This window comes from Kitasatospora sp. NPDC085879, assembly GCF_040686255.1.
Taxonomy (GTDB): domain Bacteria; phylum Actinomycetota; class Actinomycetes; order Streptomycetales; family Streptomycetaceae; genus Kitasatospora.
Genome location: NZ_JBFBJZ010000039.1, coordinates 21976 through 44810 on the forward strand (window position 1 = coordinate 21976; position 22835 = coordinate 44810).

At 74.3% G+C, this 22835-nt stretch carries 23 protein-coding genes; 16 read left to right on the plus strand and 7 right to left on the minus strand.

What is annotated here, in order from left to right; translation table 11 throughout:
• Positions 1-22: 22 nt before the first annotated feature.
• The 7 genes from AB0P35_RS26635 (at position 23) to AB0P35_RS26665 (ending at position 5038) form a co-directional block, all read left to right on the plus strand.
• Positions 23-160, plus strand: coding sequence for a hypothetical protein (locus AB0P35_RS26635; RefSeq protein ID WP_363515272.1), 138 nt, complete (start codon positions 23-25; stop codon positions 158-160).
• Positions 161-346: 186 nt separating this feature from the next.
• A complete protein-coding gene (locus AB0P35_RS26640) occupies positions 347-1204 on the plus strand; it encodes a glutathione S-transferase C-terminal domain-containing protein (protein WP_363515275.1) in 858 nt (285 codons plus the stop codon).
• Positions 1205-1713: 509 nt separating this feature from the next.
• Entirely contained in the window at positions 1714-2112 is a 399-nt protein-coding gene (locus AB0P35_RS26645; RefSeq protein WP_179419229.1) for a carboxymuconolactone decarboxylase family protein, read from the plus strand.
• Positions 2112-2354: a hypothetical protein gene (locus AB0P35_RS26650; RefSeq protein WP_363515278.1), complete on the plus strand. Its 243-nt coding sequence runs from the start codon at positions 2112-2114 to the stop codon at positions 2352-2354. The genes AB0P35_RS26645 and AB0P35_RS26650 overlap by 1 nt, the downstream gene beginning before the upstream one ends.
• Positions 2355-2490: 136 nt before the next feature.
• The gene (locus tag AB0P35_RS26655) at positions 2491-3222 is read left to right on the plus strand and encodes an alpha/beta hydrolase (protein WP_363515281.1); all 732 of its coding nucleotides are present in this window, start codon (positions 2491-2493) and stop codon (positions 3220-3222) included.
• Positions 3223-3435: 213 nt separating this feature from the next.
• The gene (locus tag AB0P35_RS26660) at positions 3436-4458 is read left to right on the plus strand and encodes an LLM class flavin-dependent oxidoreductase (protein ID WP_363515284.1); all 1023 of its coding nucleotides are present in this window, start codon (positions 3436-3438) and stop codon (positions 4456-4458) included.
• Positions 4459-4669: 211 nt separating this feature from the next.
• Positions 4670-5038 carry an STAS domain-containing protein gene (locus tag AB0P35_RS26665; RefSeq protein WP_363515287.1) on the plus strand — a complete coding sequence of 123 codons (369 nt, stop codon included), beginning with the start codon at positions 4670-4672 and terminating at the stop codon, positions 5036-5038.
• Between the two features lie 330 nt (positions 5039-5368).
• Here AB0P35_RS26665 and AB0P35_RS26670 read toward each other — a convergent pair whose 3' ends face one another.
• Entirely contained in the window at positions 5369-6493 is a 1125-nt protein-coding gene (locus AB0P35_RS26670) for an NADH:flavin oxidoreductase (RefSeq protein ID WP_363515290.1), read from the minus strand.
• Positions 6494-6709: 216 nt separating this feature from the next.
• Here AB0P35_RS26670 and AB0P35_RS26675 point away from each other — a divergent pair, with 216 nt between their 5' ends.
• Together AB0P35_RS26675 and AB0P35_RS26680 are read left to right on the plus strand one after the other, a co-directional pair.
• On the plus strand, positions 6710-7144 hold the full coding sequence (locus AB0P35_RS26675; protein WP_363515293.1) for a hypothetical protein: 435 nt from the start codon (positions 6710-6712) through the stop codon (positions 7142-7144).
• Between the two features lie 168 nt (positions 7145-7312).
• Complete coding sequence (locus tag AB0P35_RS26680) at positions 7313-7963, plus strand: hypothetical protein (RefSeq protein WP_363515295.1); 651 nt, start codon at positions 7313-7315, stop codon at positions 7961-7963.
• A gap of 117 nt (positions 7964-8080) precedes the next feature.
• Here AB0P35_RS26680 and AB0P35_RS26685 read toward each other — a convergent pair whose 3' ends face one another.
• Positions 8081-8776 (minus strand): SDR family NAD(P)-dependent oxidoreductase, encoded by a 696-nt coding sequence (locus tag AB0P35_RS26685; RefSeq protein WP_363515361.1) that lies wholly within the window; start codon positions 8774-8776, stop codon positions 8081-8083.
• 101 nt (positions 8777-8877) lie between these two features.
• On the opposite strand from AB0P35_RS26685, the gene AB0P35_RS26690 reads away from it, so the two are divergent.
• Positions 8878-9720: a LysR family transcriptional regulator gene (locus AB0P35_RS26690; RefSeq protein WP_363515298.1), complete on the plus strand. Its 843-nt coding sequence runs from the start codon at positions 8878-8880 to the stop codon at positions 9718-9720.
• Between the two features lie 138 nt (positions 9721-9858).
• Here the strand turns inward: AB0P35_RS26690 and AB0P35_RS26695 are convergent, their stop codons facing one another.
• Together AB0P35_RS26695 and AB0P35_RS26700 are read right to left on the minus strand one after the other, a co-directional pair.
• The gene (locus AB0P35_RS26695) at positions 9859-10335 is read right to left on the minus strand and encodes a DUF1801 domain-containing protein (RefSeq protein WP_363515301.1); all 477 of its coding nucleotides are present in this window, start codon (positions 10333-10335) and stop codon (positions 9859-9861) included.
• A 49-nt stretch (positions 10336-10384) separates the two neighbouring features.
• The gene (locus tag AB0P35_RS26700) at positions 10385-10837 is read right to left on the minus strand and encodes a pyridoxamine 5'-phosphate oxidase family protein (protein WP_363515304.1); all 453 of its coding nucleotides are present in this window, start codon (positions 10835-10837) and stop codon (positions 10385-10387) included.
• A 198-nt stretch (positions 10838-11035) separates the two neighbouring features.
• Between AB0P35_RS26700 and AB0P35_RS26705 the strand changes: the two genes are divergently transcribed.
• Genes AB0P35_RS26705 through AB0P35_RS26715 form a run of 3 tightly spaced genes read left to right on the plus strand, consistent with a single transcriptional unit; the run spans position 11036 to position 16288 of the window.
• Entirely contained in the window at positions 11036-13861 is a 2826-nt protein-coding gene (locus tag AB0P35_RS26705) for a LuxR C-terminal-related transcriptional regulator (protein ID WP_363515307.1), read from the plus strand.
• A gap of 49 nt (positions 13862-13910) precedes the next feature.
• Positions 13911-14786 (plus strand): endonuclease/exonuclease/phosphatase family protein, encoded by an 876-nt coding sequence (locus tag AB0P35_RS26710; protein WP_363515310.1) that lies wholly within the window; start codon positions 13911-13913, stop codon positions 14784-14786.
• Between the two features lie 11 nt (positions 14787-14797).
• The gene (locus AB0P35_RS26715; protein WP_363515313.1) at positions 14798-16288 is read left to right on the plus strand and encodes a hypothetical protein; all 1491 of its coding nucleotides are present in this window, start codon (positions 14798-14800) and stop codon (positions 16286-16288) included.
• A gap of 89 nt (positions 16289-16377) precedes the next feature.
• Here AB0P35_RS26715 and AB0P35_RS26720 read toward each other — a convergent pair whose 3' ends face one another.
• Complete coding sequence (locus tag AB0P35_RS26720) at positions 16378-17019, minus strand: TetR family transcriptional regulator (protein ID WP_363515316.1); 642 nt, start codon at positions 17017-17019, stop codon at positions 16378-16380.
• Between the two features lie 85 nt (positions 17020-17104).
• Here AB0P35_RS26720 and AB0P35_RS26725 point away from each other — a divergent pair, with 85 nt between their 5' ends.
• Positions 17105-18661 (plus strand): FAD-dependent monooxygenase, encoded by a 1557-nt coding sequence (locus AB0P35_RS26725; RefSeq protein ID WP_363515319.1) that lies wholly within the window; start codon positions 17105-17107, stop codon positions 18659-18661.
• A gap of 14 nt (positions 18662-18675) precedes the next feature.
• On the opposite strand, the gene AB0P35_RS26730 is transcribed toward AB0P35_RS26725, so the two are convergent.
• Together AB0P35_RS26730 and AB0P35_RS26735 are read right to left on the minus strand one after the other, a co-directional pair.
• Positions 18676-19260, minus strand: a complete 585-nt coding sequence (locus tag AB0P35_RS26730) for a hypothetical protein (protein WP_363515322.1) — start codon at positions 19258-19260, stop codon at positions 18676-18678.
• 105 nt (positions 19261-19365) lie between these two features.
• On the minus strand, positions 19366-20406 hold the full coding sequence (locus tag AB0P35_RS26735) for an LLM class F420-dependent oxidoreductase (protein ID WP_363515325.1): 1041 nt from the start codon (positions 20404-20406) through the stop codon (positions 19366-19368).
• A 360-nt stretch (positions 20407-20766) separates the two neighbouring features.
• On the opposite strand from AB0P35_RS26735, the gene sbnA reads away from it, so the two are divergent.
• Positions 20767-21831, plus strand: a complete 1065-nt coding sequence (sbnA, locus tag AB0P35_RS26740; protein ID WP_363515364.1) for a 2,3-diaminopropionate biosynthesis protein SbnA — start codon at positions 20767-20769, stop codon at positions 21829-21831.
• The gene (gene sbnB / locus AB0P35_RS26745) at positions 21825-22811 is read left to right on the plus strand and encodes a 2,3-diaminopropionate biosynthesis protein SbnB (RefSeq protein ID WP_363515328.1); all 987 of its coding nucleotides are present in this window, start codon (positions 21825-21827) and stop codon (positions 22809-22811) included. Before sbnA ends, sbnB begins: the two co-directional genes overlap by 7 nt.
• The last annotated feature ends 24 nt before the right edge of the window (positions 22812-22835 follow it).

The following is a 22835-nucleotide window of genomic DNA, read 5'->3' on the forward strand; positions in this document are numbered from 1 at the left end:
CGCGGGCCCCACGATCGGACCGGTGGCGATGCAGGGGACGGACAGGGCGGCGCGGAACACCCGCCGACCGCTGCGCCGGACGTCCCGCCGATGGTTCCTGACCAGACGTCTGCACATCGACCTGCTGCGCGTCTGCAGCGCCTGCCGCCCGGCCGCCTGAGCCCGGAACGCCGCACAGCCGCCCGCATCGCGCCGTCGGTGCCGTCTCTGCGCCGTCCGGGCCGAATCACCGAGCCACCCAGGCAGCCACAGCACCGGTACCGCACGCGGCCGGGGCCGGACCCTGCCGTCCTCCGCCTCCGGCGCCCGCCGTGACGTCGCCGGGCTCCACACACCCTGGAGAACCATGCCCGAGATCCTCCCGTCCGCCTCCGGCCCGGCCGTCCTGTGCCGCCCCGAGACCCCGGCCGCCACCCCCGACGCCCCTGCCGCTCCCGGCCCCGCCGTCCGCAACCGGATCGGCACCGACCGCGCCGGCGGCTTCTACCCGGCGCCGCACCGCTACCAGATCTACCTCTGTCCGGACTGTCCGCGCTCGCTGCGGGTCGCCATCACCCTCGACCTGCTCGACCTCGCCGACTCGGTCGGCGCCGTGCTGCTCACCGCCCCCGCCGCCCCGGCCCCCGAGGGCCGCGACGGACACGCGGCGCTGCACCTGGCCTACCAGGCGACCGTGCACCGCTACGACGGACCGCCGACCGTGCCCGCGCTCTGCGACCGGTGGACCGGACGCATCGTCAGCAACCACACCCCCGACATCCTGCGCGACCTCGCCGAGCACCTGTGCGACCGCGGCCGGCCGGACCTCCCCGAGCTGTGGCCCACCGCCCTGGCCGCCGAGATCGACGCCGTCCGCCACCTCCTCGACACCGACCTCGCCGAGGGCACACCGGAGACCGTCCTCGCGGCACTGGACGGGTTCGACCGCCGGCTCGGCGCGGGCCCGTACGTCCTGGGCGAGACCCTGACCGCGGCCGACGTCGACCTGTGGGTCGCCCTCGTCCGGCTCGACGCCGTCGACGCGCTCCTCCACGGCACCGAGACGGCGGTTGCCCCGGCCCGTTTCGACCGGCTCCGCGCCTACGTCCGCCGCCTCCACCGCCACCCCGCCTTCCGCGGCGGCCTCCACACCGACCGGCCCGGCACCCCGCCCTGCCGGCTCTGCGCGGCCGCGGAAGGACCGGCCGCCGCCGACGCTGCCTGACGTCCGGCGGGTGCCACCGGGGGCGGGTGCCACGTGCTGCCCAGTCGTTCGGGACGGAGGGGACGGATGCGGACACGGTGCAGGTCGGCGGTCGAGGTGCGGGGCTGAACGCGTGTCAGCGGGCCTTCCTGCCGGCAGTCGATGCTCTTGTCGCTCGATCCGGCGCCGCCCGGACCGGGGAATGGGACGGTCCGGGAGCGGACCTCGGCGTCGAGGGGGCCGAGGCCGGGCGGGCGGAGCTGGCACCGCCCCGCGGCTCCCAGGTCTTACGGATCCCGAACGTCGGGGCCACTGGCGTGGAAGTCCGCAGGTCGGCGTGGGTACGGTGGAGTCAGGACCTGATGCCGCCGCCGTCCGCCGCCGGCGGGGTGCTCCGCGGACCGCACGCCGGTGCACGGAGCTCCGCGCGCGGGCCGTGCGGGCTGTGCGGGAGCGCTCGGCCCTCGGAGCCCGCGCTCGGTGCGGACGGGGCCGAGCCGGGCATGCGGGTCGGCGAGGAGGAGGCCGTCATGGCTGCCCCGGCGAACCGTGCGGAGATCGAGGCCGACATCAAGGAGACCCTGGGTCTGGTGCCGCACTTCTTCACCAGCATCCCCACCGAGCTGCTCGGCCCCGAGTGGGAGATCTTCAAGCGGATCGAGCTCGGCGAGACGCTGATCCCCAACAAGTACAAGGAACTGATCGGCGTCGGACTGCACGCCGAGACCAAGTGCCGGTACTGCTCCCTGTTCCACACCGAGGCCGCCAAGCTGTTCGGTGCGACGGACGAGGAGATCCAGGAGGCCGTGCACTACGCGAAGGCCAGCCTCGGCTGGAGCGCCTACATCAACGGCATGCAGGAGGACTACGACCGGTTCGCCGCCGAGCTCGCCCAGGTCGCGGACTACGTCCGGTCGAAGGCCCAGTGATGGAGCTGGAGCGGATACGGCCGACCGTCCTCCGCGCCACGTTCCACGCCTACGAGCTGGCTTCGCTGGTGGCCGCCGCCAGGTACGTGGTCGACACCGCCCCCGACGACGTCCCCGCGGAATCGCTCGCCCAACTCGGCGAGCTGCTGGCCGACTACGACCGGCAGCTGCACGGCCTGTCCGCGGCGCCGCCACCGGGCGGACCGGCCGGTGCGGGCGGTCACGGGAGGGAGCCCGTGTGATACGTTCCGGGTCGCCGTGCGCCCTGCGACCCGAGGAGGTGGGACCGATCAACACTGTGACAGGTCGGGACTCCCTCCGTTGCATGGCCCGGGGAGTGCCCACACAGGCATAGGCCCCGAAAGGCTCGAAACGCTCATGCGCTTCACCTCCGGGACGTCGTCCGACGGCGTCCGCGAACAGCTCTTCACCCTCGACGGCGTCCCCGGCGTGCTCTGGACACCCGACGCCGCCGCCGGTCCCCGTCCGCTCGTCCTGCTGGGACACGGCGGGGGACAGCACAAGAAGGCCCCCGACGTGCTCGCCCGCGCCCGCCGCTTCGTCACCGAGTGCGGCTTCGCCGCGGTGGCGGTCGACGTGCCCGGCCACGGCGACCGGCCCACGGTCGAGGAGTACGACCGGATCGCGACCGAGAACCAGGCCCGGGTGGCCGCCGGGGAGGCACTGGCGCCGCTGATCGCCGGCTTCCAGGCGATGGTGGCCCGTCAGACCGTCCCGGAGTGGCGGGCGGTACTGGACGCCGTCCAGCAACTCCCGTACGTCGGCGCCGGTCCGGTGGGCTACTGGGGCGTGTCGCTGGGCTGCGGCCTCGGCGTCCCGTTCGTCGCGGCCGAGCCGAGGGTCCGCGCCGCGGTGCTGGGCCTCGGCGGGGCCGCCGCCTCGGCCGGGGACGCCGCGCGGATCACCGTCCCGGTGGAGTTCCTGCTGCAGTGGGACGACGAGCGGGTCCCGCGCGAGCAGTGCCTGGCCCTGTACGACGCCCTGGCCTCGGCCGAGAAGACGCTCCACGCCAACCCCGGCCGGCACGCGGACGTCCCGGCCTTCGAGCTGGACAGCACCGTCCGCTTCCTCGCCCGCCACCTGGGCTGATCCCACCGCCGTCGGTGCGGCCCTGTGCGGGCCGTACCGACGGCGGTCGTGCGAGGGCAGCCGCCGAGGGCCAGCCCGGCTCCTGGAGCCGGCCGACCCGCCGACCCGCCGGCCGTCCCAGGTATCGTCCCTGCCGAGCAGTTGGAGGCCGAACGGTCGGCGGCCGCGCCGCAGACCGACCGGCGACCGCCCCCGACCACCCGGAGGAACACGATGCCCCTTCCCTCGCAACCGCTGCGCAGGCTCGGCTTCCTGACGATCGGCCTGTTCGACGAGGCCGACCCGGGACGGGGCCACGAATCCACCCTGCAACTCGTCGAACTCGGCGAACGCCTCGGCTTCGACAGCGTCTGGCTGCGCCACCGGCACCTCCAGTTCGGCATCTCCTCACCGGTCGCCGTCCTCGCCGCCGCCTCCCAGCGCACCCGCCGCATCGAACTCGGCACCGCGGTCACCCCGCTCGGCTGGGAGAACCCGCTGCGGCTGGCCGAGGACCTCGCCAGCGTCGACATCCTCTCCGGCGGCCGCCTCAACCCCGGCGTCAGCGTCGGGCCGCCCCTGCACTACGACCGCGTCCGCGACGCCCTCTACCCCGACACCGCCGACGCCGAGGACTTCGGCCACACCCGGGTGCGCCGCCTCCTCGACCTCGTCCGCGGCGAGCCCGCCACCGGCTTCCGCGGCACCGAGGGCTTCGAGGCGTACTCCGACCGCGTCCAGCCGCACGCGCCCGGCCTGGGCGACCGGATGTGGTACGGCGCCGGCAGCCTGGGCTCGGCCCGACGGGCCGGCGAGAGCGGCATGAACCTGCTGGTCAGCAGTGTGGTGAAGGCCGAGGAGGGTGAGGACTTCGGCAGCATCCAGCTCGCCCACGTCCGCGACTTCCGGGAGAGCCACCCCGCCGGGGCCCGCGCCCGGGTCTCCCAGGGGCTGGTCGTCGTCCCCACCGACAGCGCGACCCCCGCGCAGCGAGCCAAGTACCGGGAGTACGCCCGCGCCCGCCTGCCGCGGACGGCCGCGCCGCAGGGCCCGGCCCGCCTGCTGTTCGCCCCCGACCTCGTCGGCAGCTCCGCGGAGATCGCCGAACAGCTGTACGCGCACCCGGCCTTCCGGGAGATCGACGAGGTCGCGTTCGCGCTGCCGTTCACCTTCGAGTACGAGGACTACGTACAGATCCTCACCGACATCGCCACCGTGCTCGGCCCCGCCCTCGGCTGGCGGCCCGCCGCCGGGTGAGGCGGCGGCGTGCCGGACGGCCCGTCGACGGCGGCCCGGCGCGGACTCGGTACGGTGCGGATTCGGTGCGAATTCGGTGCGGCCGCCGGTTCCGACGGTCCCGGCATACCGTGGAGGTCCGGTGCGCGGCCGAACACCGCGTGCCGTCGCCGGGTGGGTCGGGGCGCGCCGGCCACCGGCGACGGCCCGTTCCCGGAAGGAGCGCGGTGCCGTGTCCGGAACGGAGCTGCGAACCAGCACGGTCGCGGTCGGCCCGGCCGTGGTGTGCACCTTCGCGGGCGACATCCACCTGGACACCGAGGACGAGGTGCGGCAGGTCCTGGCCGAGGCAATCGGCCGCCTCCCGCGCGTGCTGGCGATCGACCTGAGCGGTGTCCGACTGTTCACCTCGAGCGGCCTCAACGAACTGGCCGCCGCCCGGGCCGCGGCCGCCGACCGCGGCGTGCCCGTCGTGCTGGTGGCGCCGAGCGGCGCAGTGCGGCGGGTCGTGGAACTCACGGGGACGGCCGGGCTCTTCCCCGTGTACGAAACCCTCCAGGAGGCCCTTCGGCACCCGGGGAATCGGTCGGGCACCGGCTGATACGGGCCGGGCCGCGATGCACGGGAGGTCGATGTGGAGGCGACAGCAACGGTGTTCGCGCTTGTGGTCGTACTCTTCGCGACGGGGCTGGGACTGGCCGTGGCCGTGGCCGTGCTCGGGCTGGCCCGCCGACTCACCGCAGCCCCGACGCATCGCCCCTGCCCCGACGCACCGCCCCCGCCCACGTGCCAAGACCCGCCGAAGACGGACGGCGCGTCACGCCCGGCGGGCTGACACGACGGCGGGTGCCCGCGGCGGGTGCGCGCAGGGCCCGCCGGCCGGCCCGGCGGTGCGGGTCGGCCGGCGGGAGCACCCCTTTGCCGGTCGGTCTCAGCTGAGGGTCCGCAGCGCCGAGGCCTCGAAGGGCTTCAGCTCCTCGTGGCGGCCCTGGAGGACCTTGACCGCCCAGTCCGGGTCCTGGAGCAGGGCACGGCCGACGGCGACCAGGTCGAACTCGTCGCGCTCCAGGCGGTCCAGGAGGTTGTCGATGCCCTGCACCGGGGAGCCCTCGCCGGCGAAGCCGCGGATGAAGTCGCCGTCCAGGCCGACCGAGCCGACGGTGATGGTGGGACGGCCGGTGAGCTTCTTCGTCCAGCCGGCGAGGTTCAGGTCCGACCCCTCGAACTCGGGGATCCAGTAGCGGCGGGTGGAGGCGTGGAAGGCGTCGACACCGGCGGCGGCGAGCGGCGCCAGGATCGCGTCGAGCTCCTCCGGGGACTCGGCGAGCCGCGCGTCGTAGGCCTCCTGCTTCCACTGCGAGTAGCGGAAGATCACCGGGAACGTGGGGGAGACGCGCTCGCGGACCGCCTCCACGATCTCGGCCGCGAACAGGGTCCGGGCCACCGGGTCGCCGCCGTAGGCGTCGGTGCGGCGGTTCGTCCCCGCCCACAGGAACTGGTCGAGCAGGTAGCCGTGGGCGCCGTGGAGTTCGACGCCGTCGAAGCCGATGCGCTCGGCCGCCGCCGCGGCGTCCGCGAAGGCGCCGATGACGTCGTCCAGGTCGCCCCGGGTCATCGCCCGGCCGCCCTCGGTGCCGTCGATCCGCAGACCGGACGGACCGACCGCGGGGGCGTCGGCGAAGGGCGGCTCGCCCTGCTTGCGCACCATGCCGATGTGCCACAGCTGCGGCACGATGGTGCCGCCCGCCGCGTGGACGGCCTCGGCGACCTTCGCCCAGCCGGCCAGCTGGTCCTCGCCGTGGAACCGCGGCACCCGGTCGCTCTGCCCCGCCGAGTCGTGGCCGACGTAGGTGCCCTCGGTGACGATCAGACCGACGCCCGCGGCGGCACGGCGGCCGTAGTACGAGCGCACGTCCTCACCCGGCACGCCGCCCGGCGAGAACATGCGCGTCATCGGCGCCATCGCGATGCGGTTGGGCACGGTCAGACCGTTGATGGCGACGGGCCGCGACAGAAGATCGGCGGCGCGGGAGGCGGACGGTGCGGTGGCGGTCATGGTTCCTCGCAGGCACTGGACGACAGATGCATGTGCATGTACTCCATGGCGCCAACCGCCCCGACCGCCGGGCCATTCCGCCCGCCCGGCGCGCCGCGCCGTGATCGCCGTCACATTCGCGACCGGCCGAAGAGGAGATGGTGGCATCCGTGGGCGTGTGCTCGGCCGGGCCGGCTCGTTGAACCCGATGTGACAGGTGCGGCGGGTGACGGGTCGGTGCTGTGGGCCCTGGTGGTGCGGGAGATCGACGACGACGGCGTCGTCGCGGAGATCGTCGTCGAGGTCGACGAGGGACACTACGGGTCGCTGGCGGTGGACGCCTGGGAGAGCGGGTTCGTGGTGGCACCCGGCGGCACGCCGACGACCACCGCGGTGGTACAGGTCCGCGGGGGCCGGTTCGAACGGCTGGTGCTGGTCGGCGGCCGCGAGGCGTGGGAGCCGAAACCCGCGATGGAGGCGCCGCCGGCCTGGCTGTCTGCCGCCGCCGAGGCGGGCGGCGTGCTGGTGACGGTGATGCTGCCGGGTACCTGGCCGCCCGACCTCGCCGGGCTCACCCCGGACCGCCAGGCGGAGGCCTTCGAGGATCGGCTCGAAGAGGCGCGGGCCACCGGGACGGTGCTGCAGGGCATCGCGACCGCGGACCTGCAGTGAGCCCCGCGGCCCCGCCGAGGCGTGCCGCACGGCGAGGCCCGCCCGCGGTGCGCGGGCGGGCCTCGGGGTGGACTCCGGGCTCGTGGTGACGGGAGGCCAGTGGGCCGGGTGGCCGTAGAACGGCCCGTAGTAGCCCGCGTACCGCTCGCGGTACCCGGTGTCCGTCTCGTGGCGGTCGGGCTCGAACCCGGGACCGTTCTTGATCTCGTCCCTCGACCGGTCGACGAAGACCGTGCGGGAGTCCTGGTCCACCTGCACGACGGTGCCGGCGGGCAGCAGGACGTGCTTGCCGAAGATCGACGGACCGGTGTCGACGACCAGGAAGGAGGATCCCACCTCCTGCGAGAGCCGGTCGACCTTGCCGATCCGGCCGTCGGTGGCTTCGACGTGGTGGCCGACGAGATCGGTGCCGGACACGTGCCCGGCCGTCGTGCCCCGTCGGCCGGCCGGCATGCGCGGGCACCGGGCGCAGATCGCCCCGTCGTCCGGTGGGTGTGCGGGGGCTCGCCGTTCAGCCGAGGAGGCGGGGTCGTCGATGTGGACGGTGATCGTTCCGGGCGGGTAGCGGTGCTCCTGGTTCGTCAGGATCATGTGCATCGCGCCGCGCGAGCCGGTCGGCAGAGCGGTGTACAGGGCATGGGAGGTGTCCTGGGCGCCGATGCCGTCGTGGACCATCGTGGCGACGGTGGCCGCTGCCATCGCGTCGAGGGGTTCGATCTCGACGGCCGGGAGCGAGAGCGCGAAGGTGCCGGAGCCCTCGGCCGAGGCCTCTGCTGCCAGCAGGCACAGGGCGGGCACCGCCAGGTGTTTGAACGGTGATGCCGCCGCCGTCACGGCACTCGCCGCCGGCCATCGGGCGCTGCTCCGGCTTGCCGACAACGCGGCGGCATCAGTAGAGGTGGCGGGCTCGCGCGCGGCCGACCACCTCCGCCTCCGCTACCAGGGCACGGTCTGCCCGAGATGGTCGACGAAGTGGAGACCGGGCTTGCGGTGGTGGCGCTCGATCGTCTCCACCACGCCGGGAATGCTCTCCTCGACACTGAGATCGGCGTCGGGGCCGCCGAGTGCGGTGCGGACCCAGCCCGGGTCCATCAGCAGCACCGTCCGCCCGTCGTCCGCGTGGCGAGCGGCGGAGCAGCGCATCAGCTGGTTCAGCGCGGACTTGCTCGCCCGGTACAGGTCCTGGCCGCCGTCGATGTTCAGGGCGATGCTGCCCTGGTCCGAGGACATGACGCCGACGGTGCCGGACGGCGCGACCAGCGGGCGCAGCCACTCCACGACGCGCATCGGGCTCAGCGCGTTCGTGATCATCACCTCGGTGAACATCTCCGCCGGGACCTCGCCGATCGGGATGTCGCCGCGGGTGATGGCGGCGTTGACGAAGAGCAGGTCGAGCGTGCGTCCTGCGAGCCGGTCGCGCAGGGCCGAGACCTGGTCGGGCTCGGTCATCTCCAGCGATTCGACGGTCAGCCGTCCGCCGGACGCCTCGGCCAGGTCGTGCAGGCCGGTGCGCCGGGTGCCGCGGACGGTGCCGATGACGTCCCAGTCGCGGCGCAGGTACTCGGCGGCCATCGCGAGGCCCAGGGTCCGGGAGGCTCCGACGATCAGAGCGGTCTTGCGGGTGTCGGTCATGTCGTTCCTGTCGAACTGGTGACGAGTCGTCATGATCCGAGTCTCCGAGCGGTCCGACCGGCCGTCCAATACCCTTCGGAACGCATTGATACCGTCCGGGTATGGATCTGGACCTGCGAAAGCTCCGCTACTTCGTCGCGGTGGCCGAACACCGGCACTTCGCCCGGGCGGCACAGGCGCTGTTCATCGCACAGCCCGTCCTCAGCCGACAGATCCGAACCTTCGAACGAGAGCTGGGATGCCAGTTGCTCACGCGGACCACACGCAGCGTCGAGCTCACCCCCGCGGGCCGCCGGCTGTACGACGAGGCGCGGAGGATCACCACGGTGGTGGACGTGGCGCTGCAGCGCGTGCACGAGGCCGCGCGGGGCGAGCAGCGCCTGGTCGTCGCCTTCTCGCCCGGCCTCCACGTGTCCGACGCCGTCCGGGAGTTCACGGCGAGCCACCCGGACGTCGTCGTCGACGTCCTCCCGCTGCGCTGGTGGGAGCGCGACGTACCGCTCCGCGAGGGCCGCGCCCACGTCGGGTACCTCCGCCGCCCCTTCGACGACACGGGGCTGCGCACCGTGCCCGTCGGGCACGAGACCAAGGTCGCCTGCCTGCCCGTGACACATCCGCTGGCCGACCGGCCCACCCTCACCTCGGCCGACCTCGACGGCGAGGCGATCATCGACGCCGGGCGGCGAACGTCCTCGTTGGAGGAGAAGTTCGAACTCATCGCCTCCGGACTGGGCATCTCACTCGTCCCCGTCAGCGTCGCCGGCTCGTACTCCCGCCCCGACCTCGTCTACCTGCCCGTCACCGACATCCTCCCCGTCGAGACCTGCCTGGCGGTGCCGCAGGACGGCTGCGCGGGCCCCGCGGCCGACTTCCTGGACATCGCCACCGCCGTACTGCGCCCACCTGCCCGCGATGCCGGAACCTCGACTCCGCTGCCCACCTGACAGGGCGGTCGAGGACCCGCGCCCGCACGCCGGCCCGGGCCTCCATCCGTCACCGCGGACCAGTCGTCGACCCCTCCCGGGCACCATGGGGAGGGGCCGACGCGCGGCCGGTGGGGTGGCCGTCCGGATGCTCCGCCGTCAGCCGGCCGCCTTCCGGACGAGGTCGCCGATGAGTGCCTCCGCGTCGGCGGTGAGTTCGGTGAGGGCGTAGGAGGTCGGCCACAGGGTGCCGTCGTCGAGGTGCGCCTGGTCGCTGAAGCCGAGGGTGGCGTACCGGGTCTTGAACTTCTGGGCGCTCTGGAAGAAGCAGACGACCTTGCCGGCCCGGGCGTACGCGGGCATCCCGTACCAGAGCTTCGGCGCGAGGTCCGGCGCGGTGGAGGTGACGATCGCGTGGATCCGCTCGGCGAGGACCCGGTCGGCGTCCGGCATTTCGGCGATCTTCGCGAGCACGTCGGCCTCCGCGTCGGCCTTCGCCGTGCGCGGGTTGCGGCGTGCGGACGTCTTCAACTCCTTGGCGTGCTCCTTCATCGCCTCGCGTTCCTCGGCCGTGAAGCCGTCGAACCTCTGCTCGGCCGACTCGCCGCCGCGGGCGGGCTTCTGGGTCTTCGTCATGGTGGACGATCCTCTCTCGTACGGGTGGGTGGGGGTGGCGCGGGCCCGGTCAGCCGAGCCAGCGGCCGTCGCGCATGAGCTCACGGTCCGTCAGTTCGTCCGCCTGGCGCCAGGACTGGATGCGGCGCGGGGAGATGCGGAACCAACGGTAGACGGCGGCCGACTCGCGCGGGTCGAAGCCGGTACGGGCGGCGAACCGGTCGCCGGTCTCCGGTGGCAGCGCGTCCATCGCGAGGTTCTCGACCTCGCCCTCGATCACGGAGACGTCGCGGGTGTGGCCCAGTGCCAGCCGGGTCGTCCCGGTCGAGGCCAGGTTCCGGCCGGTCGGGCTGTCGGCGGGCGTGGCCACCAGCAGCGCCTCGCCGTCCCAGTCGAAGGAGAGCGGCACCAGGTACGGCACCCCGTCCGCCGAGGCGCTGGCCACCCAGACGTCCACGTCGTGGCCGAGCCGGTGCTCGGTGTCGCGGCGGCGCACCGCACGTGCGCGCGGTCCGGCGCTCATCGGTCCGGCGTTCGTCGGTGCTGTCGGGTGGGGGAGCCGGTCATGGTCACTCCTGGGTTCGCGGGTCGCGACCCGCCGGGCGGCCCGCCCGGCTCGATCGCCGTGCACCCACCTTCCCGCGTCGGGGGCCGGGCCCGCCTCCGTACCGACCACGGAAACCACCACGGAGTGCGCCACGGAGCCACGGATAATGGGCCGGTGTCCACTCCAGTGATCTCCGCGCGGGAAGCCGATGTGCTCGCGCTGCTCGGCGAGCACCTCAGCAACGCGGAGATCGCCGCGCAGCTGTTCATCTCCGTCCGCACCGTCGAGTCGCACGTCTCCTCGCTCTTGCGGAAGCTGGACGCCGCGGACCGGCGGGCCCTCTCCCGGAGCGCCGCCGACCTCGCCCGCGCCGACCTCGCCCGCGCGGACCTCGCCGGCGCCGGGCGGCCACCCGCGGCACCCCTCCTCCCGGCACCGCTGACCCCGTTCGTCGGCCGGGCGCGGGAACGTGCCGTGCTGGCCGAGACCGTCCGGGCGCACCGCCAGGTGACCGCCGTCGGCCCCGGCGGGGTGGGCAAGACCCGGCTCGCCCTCACGGTCGCTGCGGACACGGCCGGCGACTTCGCCGACGGGGTGTGGTTCGTCGATCTGGCCCCGGTCACCGACCCGCAGCGGGTGGGGGCGGCGGTCGCGGCCGCCACCGGCGTGGGCGAGCAGCCCGGACGCGGCATCGACGAGGCGGTGCTGGCCGCGCTGGCGGACCGCCGGGCACTGCTGGTGCTGGACAACTGCGAACGGATCCGCGACGGCGTCGCACCCTTCGTGGAACGGCTGCTCGCGGCCTGCCCGTTCACCCACGTCCTGGCCACCAGCCGGGCCCGGATGACGGTGCCGTTCGAGCGGGTCTTCCCCGTCCCCCCGCTCTCCCGGGCCGGCGGCGGCGCGTCCGAGGCCGTGACCCTGTTCGTGGAACGGGCCGCGGCCGCCGGCGCCGAACCCGACCCGGCCGCCCGGGAGCAGATCGCGGACGTCTGCGAACGCCTCGACGGCATGGCACTGGCCATCGAGCTGGCAGCCGCACGCTGGCCCACCCTCGGGCCGGACGGCCTCACCGCCGGCCTCGACGACCAGCTGCGGATCCTGGCCGGCGGGCCCCGCGCCGACGACCGGCACCGCTCGGTGCGCGCCGCACTGGACTGGAGCCACGACCTGCTGGAACCGCGGGACCGCACCCTGCTGCGCCGCGTGTCGGTGTTCGTCACGCCGTTCACCGCCGACGCGGCCGCTCAGGTCGCCGGCTTCGCCCCGCTCGGACCGGCCGCGGTCGCCGACGGCCTCGGCAGGCTGGCCGAGCAGAGCCTGCTCACCGCGACACCCTCCGAGACCGGCACGCGCTACCGGGCAGCCGAGACCATCCGCCAGTACGGCGCGGAGCGGCTCGCCCGGGCCGAGGAGACGACCGACGTCCGGGCCCGCCACCTCGCCTGGTGCTCGGCCCGCGCCGACGAGCTCGCCGACGCGGACGGCGCCGACTGGCGCGCCCGCTTCGACGCCGTGGCCGAGGAGCTCCGGGCCGCCCTCGGTCGGGCCGCCGCCCGCCCCGAACAGCGGGCGGACGCCCACCGGCTCGCGCTGGCCCTGGCCGGACTGGCCTTCACCCGCACCCTCCTCGGCGAGGCCCAGCAGCGCTTCGAGCAGGCGGCCGCGCTGGCCGACGGGACGGAGACCGCCGCCGCGCTGCGGGAGGCCGCCGGGGTGGCCGGCTGCCGCAGGCTCGGCGACGACCTGTACCGCCTCCACCTGGCCGCCGGCGAGGCCGCCCGGCAGACCGGGGACACCGCCGGCGCCTGCCGCGACCTGGCGAACGCCGCCACCGCCGCGTACCGCTTCTCCAGCGAGTTCGCCGTCCTCCCGACCGCGCAGGAGGTCACCGCCGTCCTGGCGGCCGCCCGGGAGCTGAGCGGTGACGGCGGGCCGGCCGCCCGGGCGGCGGTCGCCCTGGCCGAGGCCGCGGTGGTCGCGGACGCCTTCGGCTCCGTCCAGGGCGACCCGGACAACACCGCGCCGGAGACGGTCGGCTACGCCGAACGGGCGGTGGAACTCGCCCGCCCGGCCGGCGATCCGGTCGCCGAGTCGGCCGCCCTCGACGCGCTCTCCGGCGCCCGCAGCTGGGCCGGGGACTCGTTCGCCGCCGCGGCCGCCGCCCGGCGCCGGATCGACCTGCTGGCCCCCGCGACGGACACCCCCGCCGTCACCCACGAGCGGATGGACGCCCTGGCCATGGCCGCCGCCACCGCGCTCGGCGTGGGCGAGCTGGCACAGGCCCGCAGGTGGGGCAGACAGCTCGCCGGCCACCCGCTGCTCGCCGAGGTCGGCCACCAGGCCACCTCCTGGCTCCTCGTCGTGGACGCCTTCGCGGGCCGCGCCGAGGACGTCCTCACCACCAGCGTGCGCTTCCTCGACGCCTGGGAGCAGAGCGGCCGGCCACGGTCCTTCTCGCTCGGCCCGGCCGCCGCGGCGGTCGCCATGGTGCACGGCCTGCGCGGCGACCACGACGCCCGGACGGACTGGCTCGCGATCGCCGGCCGGGCCGGCACCGCACCGGAGCACCGGCACGGCTACGGCGCCGTCCTGGACGCAGTGGTGCTGCTCCACCGGGGTGAGCCGGACGCGGCCCTGGACCGGCTCGCACCCGAGCCGGCCCAGGTGTGGAAGTGGATCTCGTGGGTCTGGCTGCACTGGTACACCGCACTCCGCGCGGAGGCCTCCGCACTCGCCGGGCACCCGGACGCCCGCGCCCGGATCACCGCCGCCCGCACCACCGTCGCCGGGAACCGGGTCGCCGCCGCCCAACTGGACCGCGCCGAGGCCCTGCTGGACGGAGACCGGCCGCGCCTGCTCGCCGCCGCGGCCGCCTTCGACACGGCCGGCTGTCCCTACCAGGCGGTACGCACCCTGCTGCTCGCCGGAGGCACCCACACCGCGGCCGGCGCGGCCGCCCTCTCCGACCTCGGACTTGCGGCCCGGCGGGACGACTGACCTATCGTCGGTAGTGCGGCGGGGGCGAGGGGCGGGAGGCGGGGGTGCGGTGAGCGGGGCCGGGACGATCGCGGTGGCGACGTTGAACGTCTGCTGCGGGCTGAGGAATTCGCTGCGCCCGGTGAAGGAGCGGGCGGCCGAGATCTGCGCGTATCTCGAGCAGGCGGACGTGGACGTCCTGAACCTCCAGGAGGTCTGGACGCCCGGTCTGCTGGGCTTCCTGCGCGGGCGTCTTCCGTCGTTCCCCCATGTCGCCTGCAGCACGGGGGTGTTCGGCCGGCCGATGGGCGGCCTGGTCGCGTTCGCGAGGGTGCCGGTGCAGTCGGTGGCCTTCCGGTCGTTCCGCGGCACGCGGCCGGACCGCGGGAATCCCCTCTTCCGCGCGAGTGCGGCGGTGACCGCCGGTCTGCAGGGCGTGCTGACCTACGAGCTCACCGGACGCCGGACGATCCTGGGCAACGCCCACGTGAGCGCGAACCGGGACGGGGACTGGTCCGCGGGAAACCGGCACGAGGCCCTGCAGCGGGTACAGCTGCGAGCGGTCCACGAAACCCTGCGACGAGCCAGGCGCAGCGACACCCGACTGGCATTGCTCGTCGGAGACTTCAATCTTCCCAGTACGTGCGGCCTCTACCGGGAGGCGGTGGACGGCGGTGCGTGGCGCGATCCGTTCGCCGCGGCCGACCTGCCGACCTTCCATGCCCCGCTGCTGCCCGCAGGGGCGCGGGCGCACCGCGTCGACTACGTCCTGGTCCAGGGCGATCCCGGACGCCATCCCGTCACCGCCGCCGACCTCCTCCTCACCGAACCGGTGCGGCTGCCGTCCGGGGCCACGTCGTACCTGTCCGACCACATGGCGCAGCTGGTCCGCGTCGCGATGCCCGCCGCGGCGCCCGACCGGCCCGAGGCAACGTCCGACCTCTGAAGGAGGACCCGGTGGACCCGGTCCCCGCCCGTTCCCTCGGCCCGTTGAAGGGCGACCTGCACGCGTTGCCGACCCACCTGTACCCCGTTCCGCTGTATGGCGGCCCCGCTCTGCCGGACCGGCGGGTGAAGGGGACGCGGACCAGGACAGGCCGCGGCCGGCTCGCCCCACCCTCCGGCTTCCGCCTGCCGAACATGCCCGGCAGACGCGTTCCCGTCCGCGCATTCGTCGGTCCGGGAGGCTGCGGCAAGACGCTTCTGGCGCTCGGCCAGAGCTATTCGGGCGGCCACAACTGGGATCCGTACCTGTGGAGCTACACGGACATCCGGTGGGTGTCCGCGCGGGACGAGGCCTCGCTCGAAGCCGGCCTGATGAACGTTCTGCGCCACCTCCACCGACCGGCGGAGCCCCCGGCTCCCGGAGACGGCGAGGCCTCGCTCGAGGACCTGGTGCTGAACCGTCTCCATGCGCCCGCGTGGCGGTGGCTGCTGATCCTCGACGGGCTGGACGACCCGGACCTCCTGCAGCGCGTCCAGGCGCCCGGCGGCATCCTCCGGGAGCGGACACCGCCCTTCCCCTGGCGCGCCGACGGCCGGATCCTGATCACCTCCCGGATCGCCGACCGCTCCGCCTGGGGGCGGTGGATCTCCGTCGCCGAGGTGACGCCGTGGCACTCCGATCCCGCGGTCGAGCTGCTGCGCCTGCAGACCGGCGCGGGCCCGGAGCACGACCCCGAGTTGACGGAGCTCGCGGCACGGCTCCGGCGGCTACCCCTGGCGCTGCGGCTCGCCGGGCGGCACGTCCACAGCCTCACGGCCTCGACGCAGACCTCCCACCGCGAGGGTATCGCCGCCCTTCGGACCGCCCTCGACCGTGCGCCGGCCCTCGACCGTGCGCCGGCGCGGCCCGCCGACGTCGGTGGCACGGTTCTGCGCGGGATCGTCGGGGCGCTGTGCGAGTCGTCCCTGGACCACCTGGAAGGGCAGGGCCTCCGCCGGGCCCGGCCGGTGCTGGCGCTGCTCGCGCTGTGCGCGGCGGAGCCCGTGCCGGAGGCGTTCCTGAAGCTGTCGGCGTCCGCCGCCACCCCGGTGGCGGGCGGGACGCGGATCAGCGAGGAGGAGCTGGAACGCACCGTCGCCGGGCTGCGCGAGATCGGCCTCGCCCACGGACGCTCGTTCGTGACGGTGGATCCACTGGTCCGGGAGGCGATGCGCGCGGCCTTGGACCACGAGCCGGCCGAGGCCCTGGCCCTGCACGGATGCCTTCTCGACATGCTGGAGTCGGCGGTGCTCTCGGTCGACCCCGAGGACCCGGCGCAGGCACCGTGGTGGCCGGCGCTCGCTCCGCACCTGTGCGCGGCCAGCGACCACCCGGGGGCGGCGGAGCCCGGTCGGACGGCCCGCCTGTCGACGGCCGCCGAGGTCCTGGCGGCCAACCTGCGCCGTCACGGCCACGTCCGGACGGCGGACCGGGTCGCGCGGGCCGCAGCACTCGGCGCGTGAGGGGCGACCGCGGCGGAGGGTGCCGTCGCGGAGCCTGAGAGCCGGGAGGCCGTGGCAACGGCGCGGTCGGTTCGCGGATGCGCCGCGGGTCACTGCCCCGGGGGCAGGTGGCGCAGTCCGTTCTCCAGCAGCGCGAAGGCGTGTTCCGCGTCCGCCGTCGCCGTCGCACTGCGCGCGTCGGCCGACTCTCCGTGTGCCAGGCGTGCGGCGTTGTCCTGCGCCAGCGCCCACTGGACCGCGACGATCTGGACGGCGGCGAGCCGCGCCGTGAGCTCAGGGGTGTCGGCGGTCTCCCGGAGTGCCTCGGCGAGGGCGCGTTCGGCGCCGGCCTTGAAGCCTTCCATCCGGGCCACCAGGGCGGGCGCGTCGAGGATCATCCGGGTGAGCCGCAGCACCTGGGGGTGGTCGTTGAGCCCGGTGATCGGGTCCCGTTCGCGCAGGCCCGTGAGGAAGTGCTCGCGCAGCGCGGCGAGCGGGGTGGCGCCGGGCGGGCGCGACCGTACGACGCGGGCGGCCTCGGCCTCGTGGTCGGCGAGGCGGTGCACCACCAGGTCTTCCTTCGTCGGGAAGTAGGCGAAGAGCGTCCGCTTGGACACCTCGGCCGCCTCGGCCACCTGGGCCACCGAGACCTGGTTGAAGCCGTGTTCGAGGAAGAGCGTGATCGCCGCGTCGGAGATCGCCGCGCGGGTCCGCTGCTTCTTGCGCTCCCGTAGCCCTGGCGTGCCGTCCACGACGCACACCGTAACAGAGAGTTGCCCTCGGAGGATTTCTGCACCTGGTATACATTTGCTCTCGGGCGAGAAATGAGAGGCAGTGATGAGGGTGTTGGCCGAGAACGAGACCATGACCGAGGCCGTTGTCGCGGGAGCCGGCCCGACCGGGCTGATGCTGGCGTACGAACTGGCCGTGGCCGGCGTCGAGACGCTGGTGCTGGAGCAACTGCCCAGGCGCGTCGAGCAGGTGAAGGGCGGCGCGATCCAGCCCCGCACCGCGGAGCTGCTGGAGTCGCGCGGGCTGCTGGAACCGCTGCTGGCGCGGGCCGCGTCGCACGAGCCGGTCGGCGGGCACTTCGCGGCCCTGCCCGTGCCGCTGGACTGCACCCCGTGGCAGACCGGACACCCCTTCCCGATCGCCGTCCCGCAGTGGGAGATCGAGGACGTGCTCGAACAGCGCGCGCTCGCCGCCGGCACGCGGGTGCGGCGCGGCGCCGCCGTCGCGGGCGTCGAGCAGGACGAGGACGGCGTGGTCGTGACCACGGACGCCCTGCGCGTGCGGGCACGCCATCTGGTGGCCTGCGACGGTGCCCACAGCACGGTGCGGAAGCTCCTCGGGCTGCCGTTCCCCGGCCGGCCCGGAACCCACCGGGCGGTGCTGACCGACATCCGCCTGTCCGCAGTGTCGTCCCTGGTGCCGCCGCAGATCGGACACATCAGCACACTGACCCGTCAGGCGGGCGGCTACTGGGCCATGCTGGCCCCGCTCGGCGGCGACCGGTACCGGTTCACCTTCGGGCGCGCGGACCGGGCGGACGGCAGCGCGGACGGCAAGGCGGACGGCACGGTGGACGCGGGCCCGGACGGCGACCGTGACAGCCCGGTCGCCCACGAGGAGATCGCCGCCGCGCTCCACGCGGTCTACGGCCCCGGGACCACCCTCGCGGCCGTGGACAACGCCTCGCGGTTCGGTGACGCCACGCGCCAACTGGAGCAGTACCGCGCGGGGCGCGTCCTGTTCGCCGGGGACGCCGCGCACATCCACCCGCCGCTCGGCGGCCAGGGCCTCAACCTCGGCATCCAGGACGCGATCAACCTCGGCTGGAAGCTCGCCGCCACCGTCCAGGACCGGGCGCCGAGCGGCCTCCTCGACAGCTACCACGCCGAACGGCACCCCGTTGCGGCCCAGGTGCTGCACCACACCTCGGCACAGCGCCTCCTGGCGGACCCGAACCCGGGCGAGGACGTGGCCGCCCTGCGCGACATCGTCACCGACCTGCTGCGGCTGCCCGACGCCAACCGCCACATCGCCGGACTGATCTCAGGCCTCTCGCTGAGCTACCCCCTGCCGGGCGACCATCCGCTCACGGGGCAGCGCCTGCCGGACGCCGACCTGGTCACCGAGACCGGACCCCTTCGGCTGTCGTCCCTCTTCCACTCGGGTCACGCCGTTCTGCTCGACCTGGCCGGGGCCGTCCCGGCCGACCTCCGGCTCCCCCCGCGAGTCGACCTCGTCCGCGCCACCTGCACCCCCGACCCGGGCGCCTCCGTCCTGCTCGTCCGACCCGACGGCTACGTCTGCTGGGCGACGGACGGCCCCGCCGACCCCGGCAACGCACTGCGCGCCGCGATCGCCGACAACCTCGCGAGGACGCCCTGAGCCGGTGTGGAGGCCTACTTCGGGGGCGCGGCGTTCAGCGTCGACCACGGGCCCTGTCCGAGGAAGACGGCCCGGCCCGCGTCGTCGAGGCGGACGGTGAAGACGTTGCCCTTCCAGCCGAAGGCGCCGGTGCCGGACCGGCCCGCGGAGTGCGCGGCGAACAGCCCGGTCACGTCCGCGGCGGTGACCTTGGCGAGCCGGTTGTCGGGAGTGAGCAGGTGGACGGCGGCGTCGGCGGCCAGGTGCACCGTCCGGGCACCCGCGCCGCCGGCACCGTCCACGATCGGGTCGAGCCCGTCGGGGCTGCAGGTCACCCTGGTGTCGGACACGGCGAGGTCGGCGCCGCCGTCACCGGAGCCCGCGGCCGACGACACGAACACCCACGCGGCCCCGGCCGGCGCACCGCACCCGACGGCCGCCGGTGCGGCCGGAGCGGCGGTAGGAACGGCCGCCGAAGCACTGGACGGGACGGCCGACGGGGCGGCGGCCGGCGCGGCGGACGAGGCGCCGGGCGACTCGCACGCCGCGAGCGCGAACAGCGTCGAGGCGGCCGCCGCGGTGAGAAGCGAGGCACGGCGCACGGAAACGGAGTTGGTCACTGATCCCCCTGGGTACTGCGGTATGAGCTGACACCTCTCCATACGCGTCGAACCGCCGCCACGTCCCACCCGGTCGGCGAGAACTTTCCCGCCCGTCGCGATCCGTCAGTGACGACCTGTCAGCGAGGCCCCGGCCCCGAGGTTCAGTTCGGCCAGGGTGCGGAGGGTGGGCAGGTCCTTGCTGGTGATCAGCAGGTCGGTCACACCGCTGTCGCGGAAGGCCGCGAGACGGCTCGCGATCCGGTCGCGGGAGCCGATGAGGGAGATCTCGTGGGCGAAGTCGTCCGGGACGCTGGCGATCGACTCGTCGGGGCGGCCCGCCAGGAAGAGCTCCTGGATCCTGGCGACCTCTGAGGCGAAGCCCATCCGGGCCATCAGGTTGGCGTGGAAGTTGGCGCCCTTCGCCCCCATGCCGCCGATGTAGAAGCTGATCATCGCCTTGACCTGGAAGAGCGCCGGCCCCGGGTCCTCGCAGAGCCGGGCGTACACCATGGGCGCGATGCGGAAGCCCTCCGGCGCGTCGCGCAGCGACTCGGCGTAGACGTCTCTGCGCTCCGGTGACCAGTACAGCGGGAGCCAGCCGTCGGCGATGGCCGCGGTCTGGGCGATGTTCTTCGGCCCCTCGGCCCCGAGGAAGATCGGGAGGTCGCGGCGGAGCGGCTTGACCGCCGGGCGGAGCGGCTTCCCGAGGCCCGTGCCGTCGGGGCCGGGGTAGGGCAGCCCGTAGTACGAGCCGTCCAGGGTCAGCGGGCGGCCGCTGCCCAGCATGGCGCGGATCACCCCGACGTACTCCCTGGTCGCCGTCAGGGGGCTGCGCGGGAACGGCCGGCCGTACCAGCCCTCCACCACCTGCGGACCGGAGAGGCCGAGGCCCAGCGCCAGCCGGCCTCCGGAGAGGTGATCCAGGGTCAGGGCGTGCATCGCGGTGGCCGCGGGTGCGCGGGCCGCCATCTGCGCGATCGCGGTGCCGAGTTCGATCGTCGAGGTGTGGGCGGCGATCCAGGTGAGCGGTGTGAACGCGTCGGATCCCCAGGCCTCCGAGGTCCACACCGAGTGGTACCCGAGCCGCTCCGCCTCCTGGACGAGCGGGATCAGGTCCTGCGGCGGCTGCCTGGTCCAGTAGCCGACAGCCAGTCCGAGTCTCATCGGGGTTTCCTCCCTGTGGCCCGCGGCGGGTGTTTCACGAGCGCCTCCCCGCCTTTTCGACCCATGACGATAAGCGCACCGGAGCCGCCGGCGCAAATGAAATCGCAGCGCTGTGCCGGGAATTTCGTGCAAAAGATTTCCAGGAATATTTCAGCAGCGGATCGATAGCGTTCGAGGAGAACTTCCGGAGGGTGTCGGGAAGAAACCGAGAATATGCCGGGAGGGGTCTGTCGCATGATGGCGGAAGTCGGCGGGGGTGCGGCCGTCAGCAGTGACCGCACTGCCGCCGGCCACTACGGCCTTTCGCTTCCTGACCGGATTGAGAGGGACTAGACAGTGGTGGAGAACCTGCCACTCGGGGTGTTGTCGGCCATCGGCTCGACTCCGCTCGTCGAGCTTCGAAGACTGGTGCCCGACGCACCTTTCCGCCTCTACGCGAAATTGGAGGGAATGAATCCCGGCGGCAGCATGAAGGACCGCGCCGCGTTCTCGATGCTGGGCGGGCTGATCGCCGACGGGACGATCGTGCCGGGCAGGTCCGTGGTCGTCGAGTCGAGCTCGGGGAACCTCGCGATCGGCCTCGCCCAGGTGTGCTGCTACTTCGGCGTGCGGCTGATCTGCGTCGTCGATCCGCGCACCACCGAGAACAACGTGGCGATCCTGCGCGCCTACGGTGCCGAGGTCGACATGGTCACCGAGGTCGACCCGGAGACCGGGGAGTTCCTGCCCGAGCGGCTGCGCCGGGTGCGCCGGCTGGTGGCGCGGATCCCGCACGCCTACTGGCCGAACCAGTACGGCAACCTGCTCAACGCCCGGGCCCACGAGCGCACCATGTCGGAGATCGCCGAGTCACTCGCCGGCCAGGTCGACTACCTGTTCGTCGCGACGAGTTCGTGCGGAACGCTGCGCGGCTGCGCCGACTACGTGCGGCGGGCCGGGCTGGGCACGCGGATCGTCGCGGTGGACGCGCAGGGCAGCGGGATCTTCGGGCCGCCGACCGGCAGCCGGAGGATCCCCGGCCACGGTGCGGCGATGCCGCCCGCACTGCTGGTGCCCGACCTCGCCGACGAGGTGACCCTGATCGGCGACGGCGACTGCGTCCGGGGCTGCCGGCAGCTGGTCGCCAGCGAGGCCATCCTCGCCGGCGGTTCGGCCGGCGCCGTGGTGGCGGCACTGCTCGCACACCGGCACCGGATCCCGGCCGGGGCCAACTGCGTGCTGATCCTCGCCGACCGCGGTGACCGGTACCTCGACACCGTCTACTGCGACACCTGGGTGCGCGACCGGCTGGGACTGGACCTCGCCGGCACCCCCGACCCGTTCCACCTCCTCGCCGGCACCGGCGCCGGGCCCTCCTTCGGCCTGGCCGACCCGGTGTCGGAACTGCCGTCCGACTTCGACCACAAGGAGCCCGCACCATGCTGATCCTCGGCAGGAAGGACGTGGAGAGCGTCCTCGACGGCCGCGAGGACCTGGTCCTCGACCTGGTCCGCGACGCCTACCTCGTCCACGCCGACGGCGGCACCGCACTGCCGCACTCGATCTTCCTCCGGTTCCCGGAGAACGAGCGCGACCGGATCATCGGTCTGCCCGCCTACCTCGGCGGGCGGAGCCCCGTCGCGGGCTTCAAGTGGGTCTCCTCCTTCCCCGGGAACATCGACTCCGGGCTGGAGCGCGCCTCGGCGGTCGTCGTACTGAACTCGCTGCGCACCGGCCGGGCCGAGGCGCTGCTGGACGGCACCGTGATCTCCGCGCGCCGCACAGCGGCCAGTGCGTCGCTGGCCGCCCGCAAGCTGACCGCCGACGGGGCGGCCGACGGCGTCACCCTGTTCGGCTGCGGCGCGATCAACTTCGAGGTGCTGCGCTTCCTCACCGCCGCCCTCCCGGAGCTGCGCGCGGTGACGCTGTTCGACCTGGACCCGGAGCGCGCCGAGGCGTTCGCCGAGCGCGTCGCCGCGGCCTGGCCCGGGCTGACCGTGGACCGGGCCGCGGACCAGGACGCGGCGATGGCCGCGCAGCCGGTGGTGTCGCTGGCGACCACCGCCGCCCGGCCGCACCTGACCACCGACGCGGTGCGGCCCGGCGGGGTCGTGCTGCACCTGTCCCTGCGGGACCTCACCGTCGAGTCCGTGCTGGCCGCGCGGAACGTGGTGGACGACACCGACCACGTCAGCCGGGAGGCCACCTCGATCCACCTGGCCGAGCGGCGGACCGGCGACCGGGCGTTCGTCCACGCCGAGATCGGCGACCTGCTGCGGGAGCCCGGCCGCTCGGTCGACCCGGACCGGGTGACCGTCTACTCGCCCTTCGGCCTCGGCGTCCTCGACCTCGCGCTCGCCGAGGCGGTCCGCGCCGAGGCCGCCCGGGCCGGGCTGGGCACCGCCGTTCCCGGCTTCCAGGGCTGACCACCGCCACCACCCGACGGCGCA

Coding starts and splice junctions, on each gene's coding strand:
- AB0P35_RS26640 (WP_363515275.1), top strand. CDS start 347: ATGCCCGAGATCCTCCCGTCCGCCTCCGGCCCGGCCGTCCTGTGCCGC.
- AB0P35_RS26645 (WP_179419229.1), top strand. CDS start 1,714: ATGGCTGCCCCGGCGAACCGTGCGGAGATCGAGGCCGACATCAAGGAG.
- AB0P35_RS26650 (WP_363515278.1), top strand. CDS start 2,112: ATGGAGCTGGAGCGGATACGGCCGACCGTCCTCCGCGCCACGTTCCAC.
- AB0P35_RS26655 (WP_363515281.1), top strand. CDS start 2,491: ATGCGCTTCACCTCCGGGACGTCGTCCGACGGCGTCCGCGAACAGCTC.
- AB0P35_RS26660 (WP_363515284.1), top strand. CDS start 3,436: ATGCCCCTTCCCTCGCAACCGCTGCGCAGGCTCGGCTTCCTGACGATC.
- AB0P35_RS26670 (WP_363515290.1), bottom strand. CDS start 6,493: ATGACCGCCACCGCACCGTCCGCCTCCCGCGCCGCCGATCTTCTGTCG.
- AB0P35_RS26685 (WP_363515361.1), bottom strand. CDS start 8,776: ATGACCGACACCCGCAAGACCGCTCTGATCGTCGGAGCCTCCCGGACC.
- AB0P35_RS26690 (WP_363515298.1), top strand. CDS start 8,878: ATGGATCTGGACCTGCGAAAGCTCCGCTACTTCGTCGCGGTGGCCGAA.
- AB0P35_RS26695 (WP_363515301.1), bottom strand. CDS start 10,335: ATGACGAAGACCCAGAAGCCCGCCCGCGGCGGCGAGTCGGCCGAGCAG.
- AB0P35_RS26700 (WP_363515304.1), bottom strand. CDS start 10,837: ATGAGCGCCGGACCGCGCGCACGTGCGGTGCGCCGCCGCGACACCGAG.
- AB0P35_RS26725 (WP_363515319.1), top strand. CDS start 17,105: ATGAGGGTGTTGGCCGAGAACGAGACCATGACCGAGGCCGTTGTCGCG.
- AB0P35_RS26735 (WP_363515325.1), bottom strand. CDS start 20,406: ATGAGACTCGGACTGGCTGTCGGCTACTGGACCAGGCAGCCGCCGCAG.
- sbnB (WP_363515328.1), top strand. CDS start 21,825: ATGCTGATCCTCGGCAGGAAGGACGTGGAGAGCGTCCTCGACGGCCGC.